General features: G+C 64.2%; 21 protein-coding genes and 4 pseudogenes. 7 read left to right on the top strand and 18 right to left on the bottom strand.

The genetic code is table 11. The features are described from left to right. Together BO39_RS34660 and BO39_RS31750 are read left to right on the top strand one after the other, a co-directional pair. A pseudogene (locus BO39_RS34660) lies at positions 1–158 on the top strand (DDE-type integrase/transposase/recombinase); the annotation flags it as partial. A gap of 392 nt (positions 159–550) precedes the next feature. Continuing rightward, entirely contained in the window at positions 551–1,735 is a 1,185-nt protein-coding gene (locus BO39_RS31750; protein ID WP_169742851.1) for an acyltransferase family protein, read from the top strand. Here BO39_RS31750 and BO39_RS31745 read toward each other — a convergent pair. Next, a pseudogene (locus BO39_RS31745) lies at positions 1,725–2,513 on the bottom strand (IS5 family transposase). The gene BO39_RS31750 and the pseudogene BO39_RS31745 sit on opposite strands and share 11 nt — an antisense overlap. Before the next feature lie 472 nt (positions 2,514–2,985). Between BO39_RS31745 and BO39_RS26065 the strand changes: the two are divergent. Beyond that, positions 2,986–3,612, top strand: coding sequence for a transposase (locus tag BO39_RS26065; protein WP_052402765.1), 627 nt, complete (start codon positions 2,986–2,988; stop codon positions 3,610–3,612). 32 nt (positions 3,613–3,644) lie between these two features. Here BO39_RS26065 and BO39_RS33100 read toward each other — a convergent pair whose 3' ends face one another. The 5 genes and pseudogenes from BO39_RS33100 to BO39_RS33795 all read right to left on the bottom strand — a co-directional run bounded on the left by BO39_RS33100 (position 3,645) and on the right by BO39_RS33795 (position 6,946). After that, on the bottom strand, positions 3,645–4,532 hold the full coding sequence (locus BO39_RS33100) for a glycosyltransferase family 32 protein (RefSeq protein WP_156963939.1): 888 nt from the start codon (positions 4,530–4,532) through the stop codon (positions 3,645–3,647). 269 nt (positions 4,533–4,801) lie between these two features. Continuing rightward, positions 4,802–5,965 carry a glycosyltransferase family 2 protein gene (locus BO39_RS31740; protein ID WP_169742850.1) on the bottom strand — a complete coding sequence of 388 codons (1,164 nt, stop codon included), beginning with the start codon at positions 5,963–5,965 and terminating at the stop codon, positions 4,802–4,804. Between the two features lie 365 nt (positions 5,966–6,330). Then, positions 6,331–6,594 (bottom strand): DDE-type integrase/transposase/recombinase, encoded by a 264-nt coding sequence (locus BO39_RS35435; RefSeq protein WP_408735186.1) that lies wholly within the window; start codon positions 6,592–6,594, stop codon positions 6,331–6,333. Between the two features lie 14 nt (positions 6,595–6,608). Beyond that, positions 6,609–6,827: pseudogene (locus BO39_RS35430) on the bottom strand (DDE-type integrase/transposase/recombinase); the annotation flags it as partial. Then, positions 6,752–6,946, bottom strand: a complete 195-nt coding sequence (locus BO39_RS33795) for an IS6 family transposase (protein WP_043839269.1) — start codon at positions 6,944–6,946, stop codon at positions 6,752–6,754. The gene BO39_RS33795 and the pseudogene BO39_RS35430, both read right to left, overlap by 76 nt. A gap of 160 nt (positions 6,947–7,106) precedes the next feature. Here BO39_RS33795 and BO39_RS26055 point away from each other — a divergent pair, with 160 nt between their 5' ends. Then, positions 7,107–7,664, top strand: a complete 558-nt coding sequence (locus BO39_RS26055; protein WP_052402763.1) for a histidine phosphatase family protein — start codon at positions 7,107–7,109, stop codon at positions 7,662–7,664. 63 nt (positions 7,665–7,727) lie between these two features. On the opposite strand, the gene BO39_RS35180 is transcribed toward BO39_RS26055, so the two are convergent. The 4 genes from BO39_RS35180 to BO39_RS26040 form a co-directional block, all read right to left on the bottom strand. Beyond that, positions 7,728–8,111, bottom strand: a complete 384-nt coding sequence (locus BO39_RS35180; RefSeq protein WP_342666343.1) for a DUF6644 family protein — start codon at positions 8,109–8,111, stop codon at positions 7,728–7,730. 101 nt (positions 8,112–8,212) lie between these two features. Then, on the bottom strand, positions 8,213–8,611 hold the full coding sequence (locus BO39_RS26050; protein WP_043839266.1) for a DUF6152 family protein: 399 nt from the start codon (positions 8,609–8,611) through the stop codon (positions 8,213–8,215). A 131-nt stretch (positions 8,612–8,742) separates the two neighbouring features. After that, a complete protein-coding gene (locus BO39_RS26045) occupies positions 8,743–10,320 on the bottom strand; it encodes an ABC transporter substrate-binding protein (protein WP_043839264.1) in 1,578 nt (525 codons plus the stop codon). A 39-nt stretch (positions 10,321–10,359) separates the two neighbouring features. Beyond that, positions 10,360–11,874 (bottom strand): serine hydrolase domain-containing protein, encoded by a 1,515-nt coding sequence (locus BO39_RS26040; RefSeq protein WP_043839262.1) that lies wholly within the window; start codon positions 11,872–11,874, stop codon positions 10,360–10,362. 519 nt (positions 11,875–12,393) lie between these two features. On the opposite strand from BO39_RS26040, the gene BO39_RS26035 reads away from it, so the two are divergent. Next, positions 12,394–12,681, top strand: coding sequence for a hypothetical protein (locus tag BO39_RS26035; protein WP_043839260.1), 288 nt, complete (start codon positions 12,394–12,396; stop codon positions 12,679–12,681). Positions 12,682–13,188: 507 nt separating this feature from the next. Here the strand turns inward: BO39_RS26035 and BO39_RS26030 are convergent. The 8 genes and pseudogenes from BO39_RS26030 to BO39_RS26000 form a co-directional block, all read right to left on the bottom strand. Continuing rightward, positions 13,189–13,968, bottom strand: coding sequence for an SDR family NAD(P)-dependent oxidoreductase (locus tag BO39_RS26030; protein ID WP_043839258.1), 780 nt, complete (start codon positions 13,966–13,968; stop codon positions 13,189–13,191). A gap of 22 nt (positions 13,969–13,990) precedes the next feature. Beyond that, on the bottom strand, positions 13,991–15,001 hold the full coding sequence (locus tag BO39_RS26025; protein ID WP_084698534.1) for a Bug family tripartite tricarboxylate transporter substrate binding protein: 1,011 nt from the start codon (positions 14,999–15,001) through the stop codon (positions 13,991–13,993). A gap of 64 nt (positions 15,002–15,065) precedes the next feature. Beyond that, entirely contained in the window at positions 15,066–15,515 is a 450-nt protein-coding gene (locus tag BO39_RS26020; RefSeq protein WP_043839256.1) for a nuclear transport factor 2 family protein, read from the bottom strand. 37 nt (positions 15,516–15,552) lie between these two features. Further along, positions 15,553–15,759: a beta/alpha barrel domain-containing protein gene (locus tag BO39_RS34655; protein WP_245615421.1), complete on the bottom strand. Its 207-nt coding sequence runs from the start codon at positions 15,757–15,759 to the stop codon at positions 15,553–15,555. Between the two features lie 30 nt (positions 15,760–15,789). Continuing rightward, positions 15,790–16,482 carry a 5-dehydro-4-deoxyglucarate dehydratase gene (locus tag BO39_RS26015; protein ID WP_245615420.1) on the bottom strand — a complete coding sequence of 231 codons (693 nt, stop codon included), beginning with the start codon at positions 16,480–16,482 and terminating at the stop codon, positions 15,790–15,792. 478 nt (positions 16,483–16,960) lie between these two features. Further along, a pseudogene (locus BO39_RS35425) lies at positions 16,961–17,179 on the bottom strand (transposase); the annotation flags it as partial. Between the two features lie 338 nt (positions 17,180–17,517). Then, positions 17,518–18,489, bottom strand: a complete 972-nt coding sequence (locus BO39_RS26005; RefSeq protein WP_043839254.1) for a Bug family tripartite tricarboxylate transporter substrate binding protein — start codon at positions 18,487–18,489, stop codon at positions 17,518–17,520. A gap of 61 nt (positions 18,490–18,550) precedes the next feature. Next, positions 18,551–19,372, bottom strand: a complete 822-nt coding sequence (locus BO39_RS26000; protein WP_169742847.1) for a phytanoyl-CoA dioxygenase family protein — start codon at positions 19,370–19,372, stop codon at positions 18,551–18,553. Between the two features lie 88 nt (positions 19,373–19,460). Here BO39_RS26000 and BO39_RS25995 point away from each other — a divergent pair, with 88 nt between their 5' ends. After that, positions 19,461–20,375, top strand: coding sequence for a LysR family transcriptional regulator (locus BO39_RS25995; RefSeq protein WP_043839252.1), 915 nt, complete (start codon positions 19,461–19,463; stop codon positions 20,373–20,375). A 337-nt stretch (positions 20,376–20,712) separates the two neighbouring features. Further along, positions 20,713–20,853, top strand: a complete 141-nt coding sequence (locus BO39_RS33095; protein WP_156963938.1) for a hypothetical protein — start codon at positions 20,713–20,715, stop codon at positions 20,851–20,853. Positions 20,854–21,346 lie beyond the last annotated feature (493 nt).

The raw sequence follows: 21,346 nt of genomic DNA, 5'->3' as shown, positions 1-21,346 counted from the left end.
CGTGGCCCAGCGCGAACTCCTACCCGAGGTCCGGCATCGAAGCAGCCGCTACCTGAACAACCGGGCGGAGAACTCGCACCGACCCACCCGACGGCGAGAGCGGCAGATGCAGCGCTTCAAGTCGGCTGAGCAGGCCCAGCGGTTCCTCTCGGCGCACGGCGTGATCTACGGCCACTTTCGTCCACGTCGGCACCTGATGACGGCTGGCGAGTACCGGCGCGCCCGGAACAAGGCCGTCCGGATTTGGCAGCAGGAAACCTGCGTCCAGACGGCGTCATGATCCTGCAGCGCGCTCGATCACGCGACAGATCTCGCCTTCCTCTCAAACAACTTGCCAATGCCGTCCTGACCCTAGCCTACGCCTCAGCTTGAAGACGAAAGCAGCAAAAGCAAACTCTGAACATTTACAAATTGTAATTATCCCAAGCCGAGACGATTGGCTGCAAAATTTACGCCGCCCAAAAACCGGTTTAGTTGAGGGATGGCTTGGCGCCGCGGCGAAGCGCGCTACTCGCCACAAGCAGGTTTACTGCGGGGACGAAGTGTTTCGATGAACCATGCAGCGGAAGCCGCCAGTGAGTTGCGAACTCATCACAGGCTTCGCGAGCTCGACGGCCTACGCGGTTGGGCAGCACTGGTCGTAGTGATATTTCATTTCACCTGGGAGATGTTCGGAGCGCAATTGCCAGTTCTGCGCTCCCACCTGCCCGGACCGCTCAATGACGGGCATCTCGCAGTCAGTGTTTTCTTCGTACTGTCCGGAATTGCACTGTCGATTGCCTTCGTCAGGCGTAGACAACTGGGATCGATCGCCGCACTCGCGCTCCGCCGGTATCCGAGACTGACCATCCCCATTCTTGTGACCTCGCTCCTCACCTGGGCGATGATGTCGTCAGGGCTGTTGTACAGTGACCCGGCCGCGCAGGTGCTCGGTCGAGCGGACTGGCTGGGACGGTTTTACTGGCACCCACCCAGTCTCACGGCGGCGCTCAGCTTCGCGACCTTCCACGTCTATGCTGACTACAACACCTCGCCAAATTACGGCGTGTTTCTTTGGACCATGCGGTACGAGATGGCTGGATCCATGCTCGTCTTCGGCCTCTTGGCCTTGTCTATGGCTCTTGGCCGGATCTGGCACCACATCCGCTTCCCGCTTCTTCTGATCATTGCTGCAGCCTGCCTGCTAACGGCACCGTTGCTCGCCTGCTTTGTTGCCGGACTACTGCTGTCGGAGTTGCTGGCTTCGGGCGTGCTCGCGCGCGCGTTCGCTGGTGGACGTGGCAATCTCGTTGGCCTGTTCGCGCTGGCTTTAGGTATTTCAGGGTCTGTTGTTTATCGCGGTCACCCTGGCTTGCCGGGCCTCATCGCGGCGACAGCCATTGTCCTAGTTCCACTATGCAGTCCTGCAGCACGCGCGTTGCTGAATAGACGTTTCTCGCAGTGGCTCGGACATATATCGTTTCCTCTCTACCTCACACACAGTCTAGTGCTTTGTGGCCCAATGAGTGCGGCTGTCGTTTTGCTGGAAAAGTGGGAAATAGGGATGGTCTCTATCGCCGCAATGATCGTGCCAATGGCAGTCACCATCAGCTTGCTCGTCGCATGGCTATTCACACCAATTGAGGATTTCGCGGTCGCCGCCTCGCGCCGCTTCTCCGATGGCGTGCTCCGTAGTCATTTGGCACGTCACACCCTAGCGATGCTCGAACGGAAATTAGGTTCTGTTAGCGCTTGAGCCAGTCTATCGCGGTAGCAAGGTGAAGAACGCCGAGGAAGGACACGGCGGTTTTCTCGTAACGGGTCGCGACGGCGCGCCATTCCTTCAGCCGTCCCCAGAGGCGCTCGACGCGGTTGCGGTTGTTGTAGACCCAGTTTGGGCAGGTGACGGGGGCCTCGTTGCGCTTCGGTGGGATGGCGGGCCGCGCGCCGAGGTTCCAGATGTGCTCGCGGAAGGCATGGCTGGAATAGCCGCGGTCAGCCACGACCCACAGCGGCACGCCCGGCAGCCGGGCCAGCAGCGGTGCGGCGTACGGCAGTTCGTGGGCCTGACCCGGTGCGAGGGCGAAGGCAACTGCGCGCCCCGCGCTGTCGGTGATCACGCAGGCCTTGGTCCCGAAGCCGCCACGAGAGCGCCCAAGCGCCTCACGCTCGTCCCGCTCCTTCGCAGAAACCCCTTTTTGGTCGCCCCAGCCGCTTTGGCGTGCGCCCGCACGGAGGTGCCGTCGAGGAAGGTCATGCCGAGCCCGACGCCGCGCTCCTGCGCGAGGCCGAGCAGGCGCTCCCATACGCCGAGGCGCGCCCAGCGGGTCTGACGCACTGCGTCAGACGGTCTGGGCCGCCATCCACCACGGCCCCTCCGCCTTGGGCAGCGCCCGCCACTTCGCTCCGTTGTCGTGCCGCCAGAGGATCGCGCCGATGGTCCGGCGCAGGTGTTGCGGCGGCACCTTTGCCTGCGGGCGGCAAACCTCGATCAGCGGCTCCACCACCGCCCATTGCTCGTCCGTCAGTGCCATCACACCCTCTACAAAGTGCGAAGAACGCCAACGTCACGCGATGGATTCAGGCGCTAACAGGACCTAGCTCATCGGCATGGTCAGGTTGCAGTGTCCGCTCAGCTATCTCCTCAGATAGAGGATGCGCCGGCCATCAGCACCTCGCCCGGATGAACATCGAAATGCGCTCGCCAGCCAAAGATCTCGGCCGTCCTCTCTTGTCCCCACATGCAGTAGGTCAAACGCTCATTTAGAGCACCTAACGAAACCGGCTGTTGAGCGTTTTGGGGGGCATGGCGAAGCCCCTGGTTCCGGATGACCTCTGGGCGGTGATCGAGCCGCTGCTGCCGAGTGATGCCTTCTGAGATGGGATGTGGCTCTGGGATGAGCTGTTGGCGCAGGGCATTGCCGAAGTCCGGGACGAGTACGGTCGAGATGATCCGCCATCTCCAAGGTCGCCCGCGACGCTGTGGTCAAGGCGCGGAGCTAGGCCATGCGGGCGCTCAAGGCCATCATCGTCAGCGCGCCCTCGGCACTGCGCGAGCACCTTGAACGCCTGCGCGGCAAGATGACGCTGCTCCGGCATCTCGCCGCCCTGCGTCCAGGCCCTCTCAGCTCGACCACAGCCTCTGCCAAGACCAGTCTGCGTGCCGTCGCTCGCCGCTGGCTGGCTCTCGACGCCGAAGTCAGGGACCATGATGCCGGCCTCGGAAGGCTGCCCCAGAGCCTCGCACCGAAGTTAATGCAGGCCCACGGCATGAGCACGGGCACTGCGGCCGAGATGCTCATCCTCGTCGGCGACAACCCCGAGCGCATCCACTCCGAAGCGGCCCTGGCCAAGCTGTGCGGCGCCTGTCCCGTCCCGGCCTCCAGCGGTAAAACCACCCGGCACCGCCGCAACCGCGGCGGCAACCGGCAGGCCAACGCTGCCCTCTGCCGCGTGGTCATCGTCCGCATGCGGGCTCATCAGCCCACCCGCGCCTATGTCCGGCGGCGCACCGCCCAGGGGAAGAGTAAGTCGGAAATCATCCGCTGCCTGAAGCGCTATGTGGCACGCGAGATCTTCGGCTATCTCTGCCGCCCGACCGCTCCACTTCAGGCAGCTACAGCGACCCCTTGACCGTTACAGGAGCTTCAAGGCCACACAGATGCCTAAATCCGATTTTTGGCATTAGTTAAGCGGCGAAGCGCGTCAAAAATTCTGTAAATTTCCGATAGGAGGCGGCGGAAGCCGGAAGCGCGAACAATCGGATATGTAAGATCTGCATAATGCGTCGCGAACAAGGTTTTATGATCGCTGTTCTCCCGATACACTGAATAGTCCAGACCAAGATCATCATGCCCTGCAACTAACCGATGCAGGTTACTTGGCATTAATGGCAACATAGCCAGTGTGTAAGCAATAGGTCCGGTTAGTCGCAATACTGCATTGCGTCCGCCACCGTGCATGTGCGGGATATAACAATCAATGTTCCGCATTACGGCCTGTATGACTGCGTATATGTAAGGGTGACCCGGTGCGCAGATAATGTGCCACTGCTGAATTTCCCCACCTTGAATCTTACCAGCAAGATCCCAGTCGTGGATGCCTGCGCCTTTGAAGCGCCCCCCCTGTGGCCACTGCGCCAACACTAAACGGTCATTTGGCTGTAGAATCTCGTCTAACGGGAGGTGCGCTGTGCTTTTGATGTCTAAGTAAACCCCACCCACCCGATAAGCCAGTAGGTAGCGGAACAGGTCAGCCCGGGCTGCACCGTACCGGGGATCGATACGTTCAAAGCGAGCGAGGACGGCTGCCCCATATGCATCACGAATAAAGTGAGCAACATCGGCGTCATCGTAGAAGCGGTACTCCCAACCTGCGTTGCGCGCGCGTAACTCCTCGATACTGTCTCTGATATTCTGAGGCAGAGCATCCCAGGATCTGTAGGTTTGATGGATAATCCTAGGAATGGAGAAAGATTCGGGCTGGCGCGGAATGTATTCGCGGCCAGTAACCTGATTAAGAGAGAGCAACTTTAAAACGTTCTGCTGAACCATGTGATGATGTCTCTCCGCATATCATCAAAATGTCGCCCTGCTTTATTATTGATCCTGGCCACTTCAGCGCTCGGCAACGCCTCGACCCGCAACCAAAATCATCATTCCACGTACTCAGGGCAGGCGGCGAGATCTGCGGTGGCCGGCCAGCCTGTCCCGGCACGACTTTCCCTCATATCAAACGCCAATGCCTGCCAGATTGCGCCGGCTCGGTCACTCTGATCTTTGCTCATCAACTTGCTCATACCGATTAAGAGCGCACTCACCATTCAAGATCTGGCGGCCTGTAAACGCATCTTTGTTATCAGTCGCCGGTACCTAGCTTGAAGTGAAAACTTTACTACTCGTTGGATGGTGGCAGCAAAGATCTTGGGGGGAAGGAGCTTCCTGAGCTCTTTGAACCGTCGCCGATAAAACATCTTCGTTCCAACAACAATCAGTCGTTCCTTGATTTCTCCAGCGTTTTCCAAACTCATTGCATGTAATTTGCCTGATAGCGTCGTTCGAATGAAATCGCAGTCCTCCAAATCCAGGTGATGCAAGCGATATCCAGCACTCTCTGCGAGTTTTGCTGCTACGGCAATCCTGAGGTACTCATATTCACTTTTCGCAAGATCCTTGGCAACAATCTGGAGCATACCTTCGATAGTTCCGGCAACCTCACATTCTGCGACGCGTTCACGAGGAAAATCCAAGTCGGTCTGGCCTGTTCGGCGACGAACTGCCGAAATAGCCGCAAGCTGGGAATTTATCGCCCCAACGCGAGCGTTTCTCATAGATTTGCTTGTGATGCTTCCGGCATGAATTCTGTATTCACCAAGAAGTTCAGGTATATTGTACAACCTTCCGAGCTCTTGTAACCGCCAGTAAAGATCGGTATCTTCGGAGTGAAATGCGTATCGGTAGCCGCCGACTGCCTTCAAAGCATCCCCTCTCATCATGAGAAAAGGATGCATCAGATAAGGCTCGCGTGAAGGGATCCATTTGGGATCGGCAAGCTCTGGAGGTGGCAGTGTCGAGTATCCACCAAGAGGCCTACCATCTGCATCTATATGGCGCGCGACCGCACCAACTGCCAAACATTCAGGATGGCTTGAAAGATAATCTAACTGGACCTGAAAACGATTGGCGTATGCCAGATCGTCCGCATCATGCCGCGCGACGTAAGGCGCTTGGCAACGTTCCATTCCTAAATTCAAGGCGTCAACGATACCGCTATTAAAAGGTTTCCGGATGTATTCTACTCTTGGATCTTGCGCAGCTATTGACTCTATAATGGCCTGGCTATTGTCTGTTGATCCGTCATCCACCACAAGAATGCGAATATTCGACACGGTTTGCTTCTGAATAGACTCGATCGACTCGGCGAGAGTAGCCGCACTATTATAAACAGGAATCAAAACATCAATGATAGGAGAGTTACTAAAGGTCATAGGTCGATCCATCTTTCTAAATTGCCGTAAGGTGTGGGCGTAGCGCTCTTTGCCGCAACCAGCACTGAAGGTTCTTTAGGGGTCAAGTGGCTCGCGAAAATATTCTCAAGACTGAGTTGCAGTAGCTGTTCGAAGGGGGGTGCGTTGCCGGATCGGCTTGCAAGCATGGTGGGCCGAGGAGGCATTGCGACGTTGTTGATGTATGACCGAAACGAAGCGGCTGGGTGAAGTTGGTCGGAAGTCGCCAGAGCACGCCACCTACCGCAGCTACCGCTTCCCGGCCAAGGTCATTCGGAACTCGGTGCGGCCGGTTCTGTCAGAGCGCGAGCCAGAGTTGCTGTCGGTCGTCGTTTAACGCTGGCACTCTATCCTGTCGCGAGAATGGCGAGGGCGCTTTCCGCGCGACGCAGATGAAGCACCCGATGGCGGCTGGCGGGAACATGCTGATTGTGACGGACACGAGGGCGGAGGTGGTTGCGAAGTTCATCGTGGCTGGGACAGAAGCGCTCTGCCGAGGTGAAGCTCCTGAACCCGCGCACACATCGGATGCGGCCTTTGACGCCCCGGTGATCCGGCTCAAGCCTGTTGTTCTTGAAGACGGTGATACGATGGGTGACCCGCCTGCCCAAGGTCGAGCGGATCGCTCGTGGCGTCGGCTCTGAACCAGGATGTCGAGCACATTGCCCTCCTGATCCACCACACGCCAGAGGTAGTGCAACTTGCCGCGGATGCGGGTGAACACCTCGTCCACAAACCATTTGTCGCCCGGCCGTGACCGACATCGTTTCAGATCGTTCGCGACAGCCGGCCAAAGCGCAGGCCCCACTCGCGGATGCTTTCGTAGTTGACCACGATACTGCATGCAGCAAGGATCAGCTTGACGTCACGCAGGCTGAGGCTGAAGCAGTGGTACAACCACACTGCATACTGGAAGACCTCGACTGGATAGCGGAAGCCTCGGTACGGATTAGGCGAGTTCATGCGGTGCAGGCTGCCACGCCCCTCCGGACACGCCAACCTGACAAGGCGCCCGCGAACCGTGCAACACCGTGATGTGCCCCGTCACGCGGCTCCGGTGTTCGGCGCGAGGTGGATCATCGTGCCTTTCTGGCCGGGCTGTCGCGCCCACATCAGGGGTCGAATGACCCGCCCGCGACGCTCGCTCCTCGTCGCCATGCTCAGTGGCCTGTCGGAACCCGTGTCCGCAGCCAAGGATGCGGCGTGGCAGGCCCTCCGCTGCGGTGGCATCCTGCTCTTGCGGCATGCCACCGCGCCCGGTGGTGGCGATCCGCCCGGCATGCGCCTCGACGATTGCGCCACCCAGCGCAATCTCGACGACGCCGGCCGTGCACAGGCCCGACGCATCGGTGAGGCCATTCGCGCGGCAGGGGTGGACGTTGGTTCCGTGCTTGCATCGGCATGGTGCCGTACCCGGGAGACGGCCGAAATCGCCTTCCCGGGCCGTGTTGTGCTGGAGCCTGCCTTCAACTCCTTCTTTGCCGACAGCCGCGCCGGACCCGCACAGACAGCGGCAGCCCAGGCCATTCTGCGCGCGTGGTCCGGACCCGGCGCGCTGTTCGTTAGCACGCATCAGGTCAACATCACCGCTCTGACCGGGATCGTACCCGCATCAGGCGAGGGTGTGGTCTTGCGCAAGGAGGGAGACATGCTGGTGATCGTGGGCCGTATTCGGCCGTGAACCTGCGTTGCCTGGCTTCTTGCGGGTTGGCGCACCGCTGAGCGCCTCAACTTTGGATCAATCCTACTGGAGAAAGCCGATCCAGCGGCCCGCAAGGATCACCCCTCCCCAGACAAGAAGGGATGTCGCCGCGGCCACGCGCAACGACCCGTGCATCGGGCCGCCTGAGAGAGCGACGCGCCAGCGGGGATTTGCATGGAGAGCGGCGACGTTTACCAGGCTCAGCCCAATTAAACCGAGCTTGAGAAGAAAGGCCGGGTTCTCGGCATAAGCAAACGGGCGGGTACTGAAAAGGAGGAAGCCTGTGGCTGCAGCTAGGGTAAGCCCGCAGGCGGCAACCCGCACCGCGGGCCTCGCGATAGCTGCCAGCGGGATGTCACGGAACAGGCCAAGAAGCCGCATATCCAGGACCGCGATAGCGCCAAAGAGCAGAGCAAGGGCGATGATGTGGGCGGCGTTAATCAGCGGGTAGGCGATGGCGGAGCGCGAGAGGGCAACGCCGATCGGCCAAGTGGCCAGACCTTGAAGAAATGCCTGCAGGGTGAGGCTCAGCTCCGGATACGTTCTGGGTAGATGTCGTAAGTTCGTTCGCGAACCTGAAGACGCACGGCCTTCATGCGGCGCTCTCCCCGATCACGAGCGCGGTTACCGATCGCCAGGACCATGTCGCCGGCCCTGGCTGAGTTTGCGTCGAACCCGGCCCGTGCCGTCTGGCTGGGATTTCCAAGCTCCACCAGCCACAGGCCTTCACCAGGAACCTCGACGCGCAGCGTGGGATGGGGCTGGCCGACATAGACCTCGCGAATGGTACCGCGCAGCTCCTGCTGCTCGTCCTCCGCCCACGACCAACCATGATGCGCCGCCGCGGTGGTGAAGTTTGCGGCTGCCGCGAGCGCCGAGAGCACGCCGACGCTCAGGAGTTCACGCCGACCTGTCCTGCCTACCATCGGACCGTTCCTTCCGTTCACCCGTCTGCCGAAAATAGGTTGCCAACCTGTGGATTCCAGCACCTCCGGAGTTCAACGTCCGCAACAGCCAAATGCCTCATCGGTCTGGTGCAAGCCGGTGCTCGCCTTCATCAGCGCTTCTCGATGTTCCAATAAAGCATCACTGGTGCATCGAGCACGCCGGAGATGCTGGTGCGCCGGGCATAGGGTTGATCGAACTGGCCGAGCACCCGGTAAGGCTGCACCCCCGAAAGACGCCGATGAAGAGCCTCGACCGCAGTCAAGCGCGCCGGTTCGTTCGCCGCCTCCACTACCGCATTGCGCAGCCGCTCGGCCTCCGCATCACAGGGCCAGCCGGCCCAGGCACGCTCGCAGCCCATGTTGGTGCCGATGTTGGTCAGCGGCGACTGCATGGTGGCGCCGGAGGAGTAGGTGACGAAAAGGTTGTAGCCTCCCTGCGAGGGCGGATTGCGGTTCTGCTGACGCGTGGTGACCGTGCCCCAGTCGGCGACCTGCAGGTCGATGTTGAAGCCGGCCCTCTTCAGCCGCTCCGCCGCTACCTCCGCCATGCGGCCGATGGGCGCGATGTCGTAGGAGGTGGTGAGGACGAGCGGCTCACCGCGATAGCCGCTCTCGGATAGCAGGCGGCGTGCCGTATCGAGGTTCGGCGTGACATAGCCCTCCGTCCCCGCCTCAGTGCCGTTCACGGTCCCGCAGACAAAATAAGCATTGCAGCGCCGCCAGAAGCGCTCGTCGCCAAAGCCGGCGGCGAGGAAGTCGGACTGGTCGGTGGCATAGGCGAGGGCGAGGCGCGCGCGTGGATCGTTAAAGGGCGGGTGCAGGTGGTTGGGCCGCAGCATCACCTGGCTGGAGAGGCTGGTGTAGCGCTCCACCCGGATGTCGCGGCCGCGCGAGAGCAGGGGCAGGAGGTCCTGCGACGGCTGCTCCCAGATGTCGATCTCGCCGGTCTGCAGCGCGGCCGCGGCGGTCTGTGGGTCCGGCATAATCTGCCACTCCACCCGATCCACCTTCACCTGGCGACCGCCGGCCAACCCGTCCGCCGGCTCGCCGCGCGGGACGTAATCCGGATTGCGGTCATAGACGACCCGTGCGCCCGGCCGCCACTCGCCGCGGTTGAAGCGGAAAGGACCGGAGCCCATCGCCGTGGTGATGGGGGTGTAGGGGTCGGTGCGCGCATCCTCCTCGCGCATGATCACGGGAATGGCGCCGACGGCCGAGCCGAGGGCAAAGGGCACCATGCCCAGCGGCTTCGTGAGCTTTAGCGCGATGGTGCGGTCGTCCACCACGTCCAGCGAGGCAAGGTATTCGCGCAGCTTGCCGCCGATCGTGTCCCGCGCCATCCAGCGGTTCAGCGAGGCGACCACGTCACGCGCGTTCACCGGGCGACCGTCATGGAAGCGCAGCCCGTCCCGCAGGCTGATCGTGTGGGTGAGCCCATCCGCTGAGACCTCGTGGCGGTCTGCCATTTGCGGGTGCGGCGTGAGCTTGGAATCCCAGGCGAACAGGGCTTCGTAGACCATCAGCCCGTGGATGCGGGTGATGGTGATCGATGCGACCACCGGGTCCAGCGTCCGCAGGTCCGCATGGGGCGCGACGCGCAGCACGCGCTGTAGCGCGGGCTGGGCCGCTGCGGGTGCAGCCAGAGCGGCCAGGCCGGTGCAGGCGAGCAGGAGGCGGCGCAGAAGCATAGCTGTGTTCCCTGTGTTCCGACACAGGTCAGCACGCGCTCAGTCGCGGCGGAAGACCAGGACACGGGAGCGGTGGGCGAGGAGGCGCAGCGTGCCGTCGGGCTGCAGCCAGAGCAGCGGGCGGAGGTTCCAGGGACCGTGGCGACGCGAGGCGATGGCACGGGCGCCAGGAAGCGCTTGCAGTGCGCAGGTCTCGCGGGGGTGGGTGCCGGGGAGGATGGCGGTGCCGTCCCGCGCCACGGTCAGCGTCGCGCCGAACGCCTCGTTCCGCCAAGTGCCAGCCAGGGCGGGATCGGGGGGTGTTCCCTCCCCCACCCGGCGCAAGTGCCGCCACACGCCGCCTACGCGACCCTCAAGGTTGCCATCCGTCCGGGCTCGCAGCTGAGCCTCGAGATAGGCCGGCAGGGTGCGGACACCCTCCCCACCCGCGAAGAGCCGGTCGGTCACGCCCATGAAGGTGATCAGCCCGCCCTCTACCTCCGCCCAGGCCTCTCCATCCTCCTCGGCATAGAGGCCGGGCGGCAGGGCGGCGGGCTGCGGCAGGGGCTCGCCCGAAGCAGCAGCCAGCACGCGCATGGCAAGCCAGAGCGGGTCCGTGTCCTCCCGGTTTGACACCAGGGCCACGCCGAGCCCGATGGAGGGCGCCATCAGGAGGTGCGTCTTCACGCCCGGCAGGGAGCCGCCGTGGCCAATCAGCTCCAGCGCCCCCAGCTTCTGGGTGGAAAGGCCGAGGCGATAGAAGCTCCCCTCCCCTTCCAGAGTATGGCGCGGGGCACCGAGCCGGTCCAGCATGCCAGCGGCCGGCCCGCGCCCGGCCAGGAGAGCGGCGCCCCAGCGGGCCAGGTCCTCCGCCGTGCCCACGAGGCCGCCGGACGGGGAGAAGTGCAGCCCATAGCGACCGCGGCACCAAGCTTCGCCATCACGCCAGTAGGGGGTGGCGAGGCCTGGCAGGACGGTTGCCTCGTCCTCGGGGAAGGCGACGGCGTGCAGGCCCAGGGGAGCGAGCAGCAGACGGCGGAGCGCCTGGCCGTAGGTCTCACCGTCGCGGGCAGCGAAGGCGGCGGCGACCAGCCGCCAGCCCGTGTTGGAATAGGCCATCTCCACGCCCGGCGCGCCGCCTGTGCCGGGCAGGCGGCGGCACAGATCGAGCAGCTCGGTCTCCGACAGGCCTGTGGTGAAGGGCAGCCCCAGCAGCCAGAGCGTTTCCATCAGGTCGGGAATGGCGCCGGTCATATCCAGCGCGCGCGATAGTGGGACAGCGCCGATCGCGGGCGGCAGGCCTGGGACGAGCTCAGCCAAGCGATCCTCCAGCCGCAAACCGGCCAGCAGGGCCGTCACGGCGCAGAACTGCTTGCTAATGGAGGCCCAGCGCGTCGGCGTCGCGGCGGTGAAGGGCAGGCCGTGCTCTAGGCTGGCCAGTCCGCCGAACGCTGCCTCGCGCGGCCCAGTGGCGTCAAAGAGAACCAGGGCGCCGCCCGGCCCGCCTTCCGCTTCCCAGGCGGTGGAGATGGAGCGCGCCTCGTCGGCGGCGCGGGAAAGGTCAGCGCGGGTCATGCCGAATGGTTCCCCCATTCCGGGTCGCTGGCCAGGGGGGCTGCGGGACGCGGCCGCTCGAGCTCCTGGGGCAGGCCAAGCTGCGGCATGGCTGCACCGCACCTACTTCGGTGGGATGACGCCGCTCCTACCTCGGAAACCGGACATCATGTCCTTCGGCGAGGCGCGCCTGGTGTTCTCCGACAGCGCCTACCTCGGGTAACCGGACGCCTGCGACACCACCTCCCTCACCGGTCCTACCAGTACGGCAAGCGTCTCGGCTGGGAGCGCGCCGGCTGCCATGTGCACCACTCTTTGCTTCACCAAGGTGGCGCCAGTGAACATGGTACCGTGGCAACCGCCCCCTCCTACCCCTTACGCACGATAATAGAGGGTTATCGTGCGTAACTAAGAAGAAAAGCCCGGTTTTGCTCGGGTTTTCGTGCTTCTTGAGAAGCCGGCGGCGCGCCCCGCGACGGACTGGGGCATTCCGTCCGTTAATCAGGTTTTGCGGACGGAAGGGGCGCGCCACACCCGCCCATGCCCAACGACGCGCCCCCTGCCCTGACCCGGATGCCCTCACTACCGCCTATCGCGCCTGTAGCGGCCGAGACCCTCCTGCTGCACACGCGCCTGCTGGGTGACCTCCGGGTTCAGGGCAGCCCCGACCAGGCGGCCGAGCTGCAGGCGCTCTCCGCCCGAGCGGCCGTCTACGCCACCCGCGCCCGCGGCGAGGGCACCCGCCGCGCCTTCACCATGTACGCCGTCCGCTGCGCCGATCGCGGCCTTACCGTCGCCAGCCTCCGCGTCCACCTCGCCGCCATTTAGGCGGCCCACCGCATCGCCGGCGTGCGCTGGACCTCCGCCACCCGCGCCTCGTCATGGTTCTCGAGGGCATCGCCCGCGACAAGGGTACCCGCCCGCGCCAGAAGGCGGCCGCTGCCGGGCCCGACGTGCTCCGGCTGATGCTCGCCACCAGCTCCTTCCCCGCCACCCCGCTCGGCGCCCGCGACCGGGCGCTGTTGTTGATCGGCTTTGGTGCCGCCCTCCGCCGGAGCGAGCTCGCGGGGCCTGCCCTCGGCGACGTCACGCCAGCCCCCGGCCGGGGGCTGGCGTGCTCGTGCGCCGCTCCAAGACCGACCAGCGCGGTGCCGGCCAGGAGGTCGCCGTCTGGGCCAACCCAGGGGAGCCAGGCTTCTGCCCGCCCGCCGCCCTCGAGGCCTGGCGCCTCTTCCGGAGCAAAGGGTCGGACATCATGGGCGGTGCCTCGGACGGGGAGTCGCCGCTCTTCGTCGACCTGGGGGAGGCGCCCGGCACGGTCGGTAGAGGCTGCGCTCAGAACGTACCGGGGAACTCCCCCCCATCAAGCAGCAGGTTCTGCCCGACAATGAAGCTCGCTTGCCGGCTGCAAAGATAGGCACAGGCATCGCCGAACTCGGCAGGATCGCCAAAGCGCTGCGCGGGCACCACGCTGCGCTGCCGTTCGAACTGCTCCTCGTAGCTGATGCCGGCGGACTTCGCGCGGCCGGCTACACCGCTGCGGAACCGATCGGTCTCGAAGCGTCCGGGAAGCAGGTTGTTGATGGTGACGTTGTGTCGCGCAACCTGCCGCGCCACACCCGCCGTATAGCCGGTCAAGCCGAGGCGCGCTGCCGTGGATAGGCTGAGATCTGCCACAGGGCTTCGAACGGCCCCGGATGTGATGTTCACGATGCGGCCGAACCGCTGCTCGATCATGCCGTCGACCAGAGCACGGATCATCTCGATTGCCGCAACCATGTTATCATTGACTGCTGCCATCCACTGGTCCGGGGAGAAGCTCCGGAAGTCGCCGCGCGGCGGTCCGCCCGCGTTGTTCACGAGAATATCCGCACGCGGCGCCGCCGCCAGGATGGCGGTGCGCCCCTCTGGCGTGGTGACGTCGGCGGTCACAGCAGTGACCGCGACACCATGGGCCGTGCCGATCTCGCCCGCGACCGCTTCGACGTCAGCCTTCGTGCGGGCAGCGATGGTGAGGCTGACTCCTGCCCGTGCAAGGGAGACGGCACAGGCCCTGCCAAGACCTTTGCTCGCGGCGCAAACGATCGCGTGGCGACCGGCGATTCCGAGATCCACTTCAGTTCTCCAGCTGTATTGATCACTGCACGGTCTGAGGCGTAATGCCCATCGACGTCAGCAACTGCCCGAGGCGTTCATATTCGGATCGGAACAATGCCTCATGCGCCTCGGGGGAGCGTTGGCTCTCGGGATAGACAGTGGTCCCAAGCTGCGCAAACCGATCGACGATCGCCGGATCCGATAAAGCGGCACGAAGCGCCCCGTTCAGCCGATCAATGATCGGCCGCGGCGTCGCGCGTGGGACGTACAGGCCGTGCCAGACTGCCAAGTTTACCTGCGGAAGGCCAAGCTCGGCGGCGGCGGGCACCTCCGGGATGCTCGCGATGCGGTTGGGGCCAGCGACGAGTATGCCCTGGACCGAGCCCGCCTGGATCTGCGGCACGAGGGCCGTCGATTGATCGCAGACCAGGTCCAGCGCCCCTGCCAGCACGTCGTTCAGCGCCGGTCCACCGCCACGGTAGGAAACGAGCGTCGGCCTGATCTCGAGTGCCTTCAGCAGCAGGAGCTCGCAGAAGTGCCCGCTGCCGCCAAAGCCACCATTGCCGATATTCGCGTGATTGCCGTTCTTGCGAAGCCAGGCGACGACCTCCTCCGGCGTCCGCGCCAGGCCCTTCCGCGCGACCAGAACCGGGTAGCCGGCGTTGATCAGCCCGACCGGGGTGAAGGCCGTCTGCGTGTCGTAAGCGAGGCCGGCCATAAGGAAGGGGCCTGCCACAAGCGGCAACTGGTTGATGGGAACCGTCGTTCCGTCTGGCGCGGACTGGGCCGTGCGCGCCGACCCAACCGCACCGGACCCACCCGAGACATTCTCGACGACGATGTTCTGCTGCAGGGTCCGGGACATATGGTCGGCCAGCAGGCGAGCGATAACGTCGGTTCCGCCTCCTGTCGCATAAGGAACGATGATGGTCATGCGGCGGCTCGTTGGCTGCGCGAGGGCGTCGAACGCCAGGACGCATGTCAGAATAGCCCCAAGCGCAAAAGCCAACGCCCGGCGCATCAGACCAGAGGCGATCATGGCCCGTGACATGGATTGTTTCCTCCCACTGGCTGCGTTCACGCAGCGCGTTCACCCGGGTCGCGCGGCACTGCCCTCAGAGCGGCAACGCAACCGCCTGACGAGCGATGAGCCGCCAACGGTCGGGCTGCTTCTGCCAGACCAGGAGCACGCCCAGCTTCGAGGGTACGACCCGCCCGGCATTCTCGGTCTCCACGGCCAAGTTGTGCCGGACGGTCGCAACATCACCCGACACGATGATTCTCTGATCGGAGACGGCGATCGAACGATAGATGCTGCGGCGGCTCACGAGCTGGTCGATGAACTGAGCCTTGTTCTCGATCCGCCCCGCCGAATGGCCGTAGGTCAGGGTGTCCGCCGATACGGCGCCCAGGCGCCCAGCGTCCGCGGCCAGGATCGCGTCATGCAATTCAGCGACCGCCGCGGCGATGAGAGCCTCGTCACTGGCCTGAGCGTTCGCGGGCACCGCGGCCAAAAGAGTGCCGAGGCCAAGGACACTGTGAAGAGTTCTCCGTGTCGTCATCATACGCCTCCTCGTTTTCTTTGTTGTTCCCAATCGCGGGCTAGAAGTTGGTAGTTTCCTCAAGGCTCATCGCGGCGCGAATCATCGCCTCAAGCTGCGCGTACTCATCCCGCGTAAGATCAGACAATGGTGAGCGCACCGGCCCCGCAGACCGTCCGACGATCGTCGCTCCGGCCTTGACGATGCTGACGGCATATCCGGGCTGCTGCGCCCGCAAGCGCACATAGGGCAGCACGAAGCGCTTCATGGCGTCATCGATGAAGTCGTGATCGCGGCGCTAGACTGCTTGATAGAACTGAATCGCGAAGCGGGGCAGGAAGGCGTAAATGGCAGATGAATAGGTCGGCACGCCCATCGCGGCGAAGGCGGGCGCAAAAACCTCGGCGGTCGGCATGCCGTTAAGGAAGGCGAGCCGATCTCCCAACGCGAGCCGCATCGCCCAGAGCTCTTCCGTGTCGCCCACGCCGTCCTTGAGCGCGATCAGGTTCGGGCACCGCTCCGCCAGCCGGGCAAGCGTGTCCGCCTTGAGCCGCCCGTTTGCCCGACTGTAGACGACAACCGCAAGCCCGGTGCTCCCGCACACCGTCGCGATATGCTCGGCGAGCCCTGCCTGCGACACCTCGGTGAGATAGGGCGGCAGCAGGAGCAGACCGTCCACCCCCTCCTCCTCGGCGAGCCGCGCATGCGCCACTGCCTCTCGCGTGCCCAGTCCCGCGGCACCGAAGATGGGCACCGCATCGCTGCGGGAGGCGGTGGCTGACGATAGAACCCGGGCGTACTCCGAGGTGGTCAGCGAGAAGAACTCGCCCGCACCGGCGGCTACAAACAGGGCTGAACAGCCCCCACCGACCATATTGGCGACACGCGCCGCGAAGGCTTCAGTGTTAAGATCTCCGTTCGCATTGAAGTCAGTAAGCGGAAATCCAAGCAGGCCACCGCTTAGGCTCGCCTTGAGTCGAGCGAGGGTCATACGGCAACCATCCTGGCTGCCGTACTCAACGATTTGTAGCACGTCATGTCGTTCCCTCGAGCTTTTATACAGTGACTGCATCCTCCTGAAATCGGTGTTTGCTCACCACTCAGGCGTTCGGAATTCTGCTGTCGATATCACCGTCGGCTAACTGGATTACCGGCGTCAATTGAAATTGCGATCAGGGATGGCTATCGCCACTGTTGCAAAAATCAGGCTGAGGGTGTGTGTTTCCCTTGCCCGCTTTGATCAGGCACGGGCGAGAGTATTAGGCATATCAAGCGTTGAAGTATTCGGGATGGCTCCGTAAACCTGAACTTCGGCGACCTGACGCGTGGGATCACGGGCTGAGAGGCGCTCACCCGGCCGCTTCAAACACGACATCGCGGTCTCATACCAACCGCCTCAGACTTTCCTGCGCCCAGGAGCGTCGCGTGATGGAGGCGACCTACTCGGGCGTGCTCTTCAGGGCGAACTAGGCATGGCAGCAAGCATCGACGACGGCGTCGTAGCTGTCCCAAACGCGCTGGCTGCAGAGGTTTTTGCGCAGGAACTCCCAGATGTTCTCGACCAGGTTCAACTCCGGCGCGTAGCGGGGCGGCGGCAGGAGGCTGATGTTCTCCGGCAGGCGCAGCCTGGGTGAGGTGTGCCAGCCCGTGCCGTCGAGCACGAGGACAGCGTGCGCGCCCTGGGTCACGGGGCGGTATATGGGGAGGGCTGTACCGCAAGGCTCAAGGCTGCCTGACGACGTACCCTGCGCAACAGCATGGACGCACTCGGCGAAGAGCCGTGCCACCGGTGCCGGGGTGCGACTGGCCAGCGATACCAGCGCCATCGGCTGCCGGGTCCGCGGCTGCCCAATCGGAAGCGTCGCGGGCGCAAGGTAATAGGCCAGGAAGCGCAGCATCGCCGATGGACCCATGCTCAGGCATCGACGTCTGCCGCCTGTGTCCGCTTACCGATCAGCAAGCGCCAACTTAGCGGAGAGCAGGCGCGCTGCGAGCAACTCGCTGGCGTGACAGTCCGTCAGGCTCGTCACTCGATCCTGATATTGGCCGCGCGGATGACCTCTCCCCAGCGATCCCGCTCGGCCCGCTCGAACTCACCGAAGGCGGGGCCGGACACGGTGCCGGCGTCCAGCCCTAGACCGGCCAGCCGCTGCCGCACCTCCGGCCGGCCAAGCATCTGCACCACGTCCCCCGTCAGCCGCCGCACCACTTCGGGATCAGTACCCGCCGGGACGTAGAGGCCATACCAGGGGATAACCTCAAAACCTGGGAAGCCGGACTCCTCCATGGTTGGCACCTCCGGCAAGGCAGTGGACCGCGTGCGGGAACTGACGGCCAGTGCCCGAAGCGTGCCCGCGCTCACCAGCGGAAGCACGGTGCCGAGTGTGTCGAACATCATAGAAAGATTGCCGCTCATGAGGTCGTTCAGCGCCTGCGGGCTTGAGCGATAGGGCACCTGCTCCAGTTCCAGGTTTCTCTGCAGGGCGAACAGCGCCATGGTCAGATGTGGGGTCGAGCCGGTGCCGAAGGTGCCGTAGCTGAGCCGGTTGCCGCCGCTCCGCGCATGCGCGACCAGCTCGGCGACCGTGCGCACGGGGAGTGCCGTGGGGCTGACGACGAGCACGTTTGGCATGGAGGCCACGAGCGCGACTGGCGTGAAGCTGCGGACCGGATCGTAGGGCATCCGCGCATGCAGGTGCGGGTTGATCGTCATGATCCCGGCCGTACCCATGAACAGGGTGTAGCCGTCGGGCGCCGCCCGCGCGCCGGCCTCTGCCCCAATGAAGCCCGATGCGCCGGCTCGGTTCTCGACCACGACGCTCTGCCCCAGCACCGCCGGCAGGTCTTGCGCGAGCGACCTCGCGAGGATGTCCGACACGCTGCCGGGCCCAGCCGGGACGATCAGGCGGACGGGTCGGTTGGGATAGCCCTGCGCCATGGCGCAGGTGGCCAGGACCATGCCCGCGCAGGCCAGCACCCATGTCTTGATCTGCTTCATTCTTGGCTCCCGGAGCTCTTCTGGCCCCTCTCCCCGTTTCGCCCGCGCCTTCGTCGCGCGGTCACCCCCGCCGCCAGACCTCCGGGAAGACGCTTCCTCCGATCGGGGCACCGGGAGCGAGGCCCGGGTCGCGGTGCGGCAGCGACACGCCCGGGCGTTCCGGATCGTAGGTCACGTCGTCGCCGAGCCATCGCGTGCTGAACCCGCGGCGCCGGCGGAGGCTGTTCAGGCTGCCGGGCGCGCCGTGGATCATCCGGCCATGGAAGACGGCGCAGTCTCCTGGCTCCAGATCAAAGGAGACGATGTCGTAGTCGCCGCGGTGCGCCTCGATGTCTGGCAGCTGCGGCAGGGCCGGATTGCGGCGCCCGCCCTCCCCGCTGAAGTCCTCGGGTTGGTAGAGCTGGGGCCAGCGATGAGAACCGCGGATGTACTCAACCCGGCCGTTCTCCTCCGTCACCAGGTCGAGCGCGAGCCATACTGAGCACACCTGGTCCCCCTTCACGCACCAGTAGGGCAGGTCGTGGTGCCAGGGCGTGGGGGTGGAGGTGCCCGGCTCCTTCACGAAGAGCTGGTCCTTGAAGAAGTGGACCCTGGAGGACTCCATGAGCGCCCCGACCAGGGCGCCGGCCGGGCTGTCGAAGACGAAGCCTCGCACGTCCGGGTCGGTCTCCCAGAGCAGGCTCGCGAAGCGGAAGCGGCCACTGCCGCCACGCGTGAAGTCCCGCGTCACCCCCCCCGGCGTGTCGAAGGCCCGCTCCGCCGCGCCGCGCAGCCGCTCCACCCAGTCGGTGAAAGCCCCGCGGATGTGGACCACCCCGTCCTCTCGATAGCGGGCGACCTGCTCATCGGTCACGAGCGGGGTGTGCAAGAGGTCCTGTGACACGGCCGTTCCTCCAGAATGCATAATCTGTGTTGGGGACAGCTGGCCGTCTGGCGTTCCATTGCGCAAGCAAATGATGATGATACGCGGCATGGTCAAAAGACATGCTGCTCCCTTCGACCTCAACCTACTTTTGGTGCTCGACGCCTTGATGCGGGAGCGGAGCGTGACCGCCGCCGGGCAGTCGGTCGGCCTGTCGCAGCCCTCCATGTCGAATGCACTCCGACGCCTGCGCGCGCTCTGCGGCGATCCGCTCTTTGTCCGCACGCGCGACGGGATGCAGCCCACCCCAGAGGCCGAGCGCCTCGCTGGCCCGATCCAGCAGGCGCTCAATCTCTTTCAGGCTGGACTGCAGGGTGGCTTGGCCTTCGATCCCTCCACCAGCCGCCGGAGCTTCCGCATCCTGCTCAGTGACGTCGGCGAGATCGCGGTGCTGCCGCGGCTGTCCCGCCTCCTCGCCGAGGGCGCGCCGGGGGTCACCATTGAGTCCATTGCTCGCCGGCGGGACGGCTACCTTCGCGCGCTCGAGAACGGAGAGGCCGATCTCGCCGTCGCGCGCGCCATTCCGCGCGCCCCCGGCCTGCGGCGGCGCCACCTGTTCACAGACCGCTACGTCTGCCTCGCCCGCCGCGACCACCCGCGCATCCGTGGTGGCCTCACGGCCGCGACATTCCGCGAGGAATCCCACATCGGCGTCGGCCCACCCGGCAGTGATGGCGACGCGCTCGGCCGGGCGGCGGCGCTGCACAAGCTGGACCTGCGGATTGGCATGCGAGTCGCCCACTTCGTCGCCGCCGCCATCATCGTGGCCAACGGCGACATGCTGGTGACCGTCCCGCACGAGATCGTGGCGGAGCTGGAAGTGACCCGTAGCCTTCAGGTGCTGCCGCTGCCCCTCGCGCTGCCAAACTTCACCGTCCAGCTCTACTGGCACCCGCGATATCATTCGGACCAGGCTAACCAATGGCTCCGCAAGCAGTTGGTTAAGGCGTGCTCGGACGTCTGAAGGAGTGGTGCCAGCGCATGGGCCTTGTGGTGAAGGCCGATAGTCGCTCTCACCCACTATGCGGGCCTCTTGCCCCGATCTAGGCAAGTTGAGCCAAGCGCGTCCGCACTCCTGGCAGCTGTCGGCAGCTGCCAGGAGGACGCCTCGTGAGGCAACCGCCCCCTCTCTCACCCTCGAGCGCGATAATGCTGTAACGTCGTGAGTGGAGAGCAGAGCAAGAGAGTTTGCCATAGTCACGCGCTACAGCTGGGTCCGACCCCTTCGTAGGACCGCTCTCTTGCCGTAGACCCAGTAACGGGTCTCGGCAGTCACTTGGCCAAGCACCGGGAGCAACCACATGGATTTCGAGACCTGGATTGCCGAGATCGAAGCTGTCGTGACCTTCGACGTCGATGCCGAGTTGTGGCGGAAGTATTTCGACGCTGGCCTGACGCCTCTTCAAGCGATTGAGCAGAACCGCATCGACGAGGAAGTCTGACGCCAGGCCTCGTCTGCCCTGCTCGCCACAACTGCAAGTTCAGCGTGAGGCCCGGCCGACACTGAACCCCTCGAGCCAAGCGTCCCTTAGTGGCGCCAAGGAGCGGGAGTAGGGGCAGTCACCGGCAAAGCTTCCAGGGTCGCGCCCCGCTTGCCACCCTGACGCAGCGGCGCGAGCCAGCACGTCGAGTAGGAGAACCTGGGTCTCGATGTCGGTCGGGTAGTCGTTTGGCGTCATGCCTGCCCGCTCCGTTGGGTGGTGGTGCATCCATTAGAAAAACGGCGGGTGGTAGACCGCTCAACTGCGTTAATTCACTTGGGACAATGCAAGGAACGGTCGCTCACACAATGGTTAGAACCATCTGTGCGTTTGGCCCCGGCAAGCTCGCTTTGTGCCTTAGACGCGGTTTTCAGAATTCCTGAGCGAGTCGTCCTGCAACCAGGAATATGCATGCGGTCTGGAGCAGGGACTGAATGATGAAGCCGCAGCGATC

The sequence above is a fragment of the Roseomonas aerilata DSM 19363 genome (assembly GCF_000711725.1).
Lineage (GTDB): Bacteria > Pseudomonadota > Alphaproteobacteria > Acetobacterales > Acetobacteraceae > Roseomonas > Roseomonas aerilata.
Note: the sequence above shows the minus strand (reverse complement) of the source record. Positions and strands in the feature narration are given on the sequence as shown.

Excerpts from the sequence above, each read along its gene's own strand:
- BO39_RS31750 (WP_169742851.1), top strand. The coding sequence starts at position 551 with ATGAACCATGCAGCGGAAGCCGCCAGTGAGTTGCGAACTCATCACAGG.
- BO39_RS26065 (WP_052402765.1), top strand. The coding sequence starts at position 2,986 with ATGCGGGCGCTCAAGGCCATCATCGTCAGCGCGCCCTCGGCACTGCGC.
- BO39_RS33100 (WP_156963939.1), bottom strand. The coding sequence starts at position 4,532 with ATGGTTCAGCAGAACGTTTTAAAGTTGCTCTCTCTTAATCAGGTTACT.
- BO39_RS31740 (WP_169742850.1), bottom strand. The coding sequence starts at position 5,965 with ATGACCTTTAGTAACTCTCCTATCATTGATGTTTTGATTCCTGTTTAT.
- BO39_RS33795 (WP_043839269.1), bottom strand. The coding sequence starts at position 6,946 with ATGAACTCGCCTAATCCGTACCGAGGCTTCCGCTATCCAGTCGAGGTC.
- BO39_RS26055 (WP_052402763.1), top strand. The coding sequence starts at position 7,107 with ATGACCCGCCCGCGACGCTCGCTCCTCGTCGCCATGCTCAGTGGCCTG.
- BO39_RS26050 (WP_043839266.1), bottom strand. The coding sequence starts at position 8,611 with ATGGTAGGCAGGACAGGTCGGCGTGAACTCCTGAGCGTCGGCGTGCTC.
- BO39_RS26045 (WP_043839264.1), bottom strand. The coding sequence starts at position 10,320 with ATGCTTCTGCGCCGCCTCCTGCTCGCCTGCACCGGCCTGGCCGCTCTG.
- BO39_RS26040 (WP_043839262.1), bottom strand. The coding sequence starts at position 11,874 with ATGACCCGCGCTGACCTTTCCCGCGCCGCCGACGAGGCGCGCTCCATC.
- BO39_RS26035 (WP_043839260.1), top strand. The coding sequence starts at position 12,394 with ATGCCCAACGACGCGCCCCCTGCCCTGACCCGGATGCCCTCACTACCG.
- BO39_RS26025 (WP_084698534.1), bottom strand. The coding sequence starts at position 15,001 with ATGTCACGGGCCATGATCGCCTCTGGTCTGATGCGCCGGGCGTTGGCT.
- BO39_RS26020 (WP_043839256.1), bottom strand. The coding sequence starts at position 15,515 with ATGATGACGACACGGAGAACTCTTCACAGTGTCCTTGGCCTCGGCACT.
- BO39_RS34655 (WP_245615421.1), bottom strand. The coding sequence starts at position 15,759 with ATGAAGCGCTTCGTGCTGCCCTATGTGCGCTTGCGGGCGCAGCAGCCC.
- BO39_RS26015 (WP_245615420.1), bottom strand. The coding sequence starts at position 16,482 with ATGACCCTCGCTCGACTCAAGGCGAGCCTAAGCGGTGGCCTGCTTGGA.
- BO39_RS26005 (WP_043839254.1), bottom strand. The coding sequence starts at position 18,489 with ATGAAGCAGATCAAGACATGGGTGCTGGCCTGCGCGGGCATGGTCCTG.
- BO39_RS25995 (WP_043839252.1), top strand. The coding sequence starts at position 19,461 with ATGGTCAAAAGACATGCTGCTCCCTTCGACCTCAACCTACTTTTGGTG.
- BO39_RS33095 (WP_156963938.1), top strand. The coding sequence starts at position 20,713 with ATGGATTTCGAGACCTGGATTGCCGAGATCGAAGCTGTCGTGACCTTC.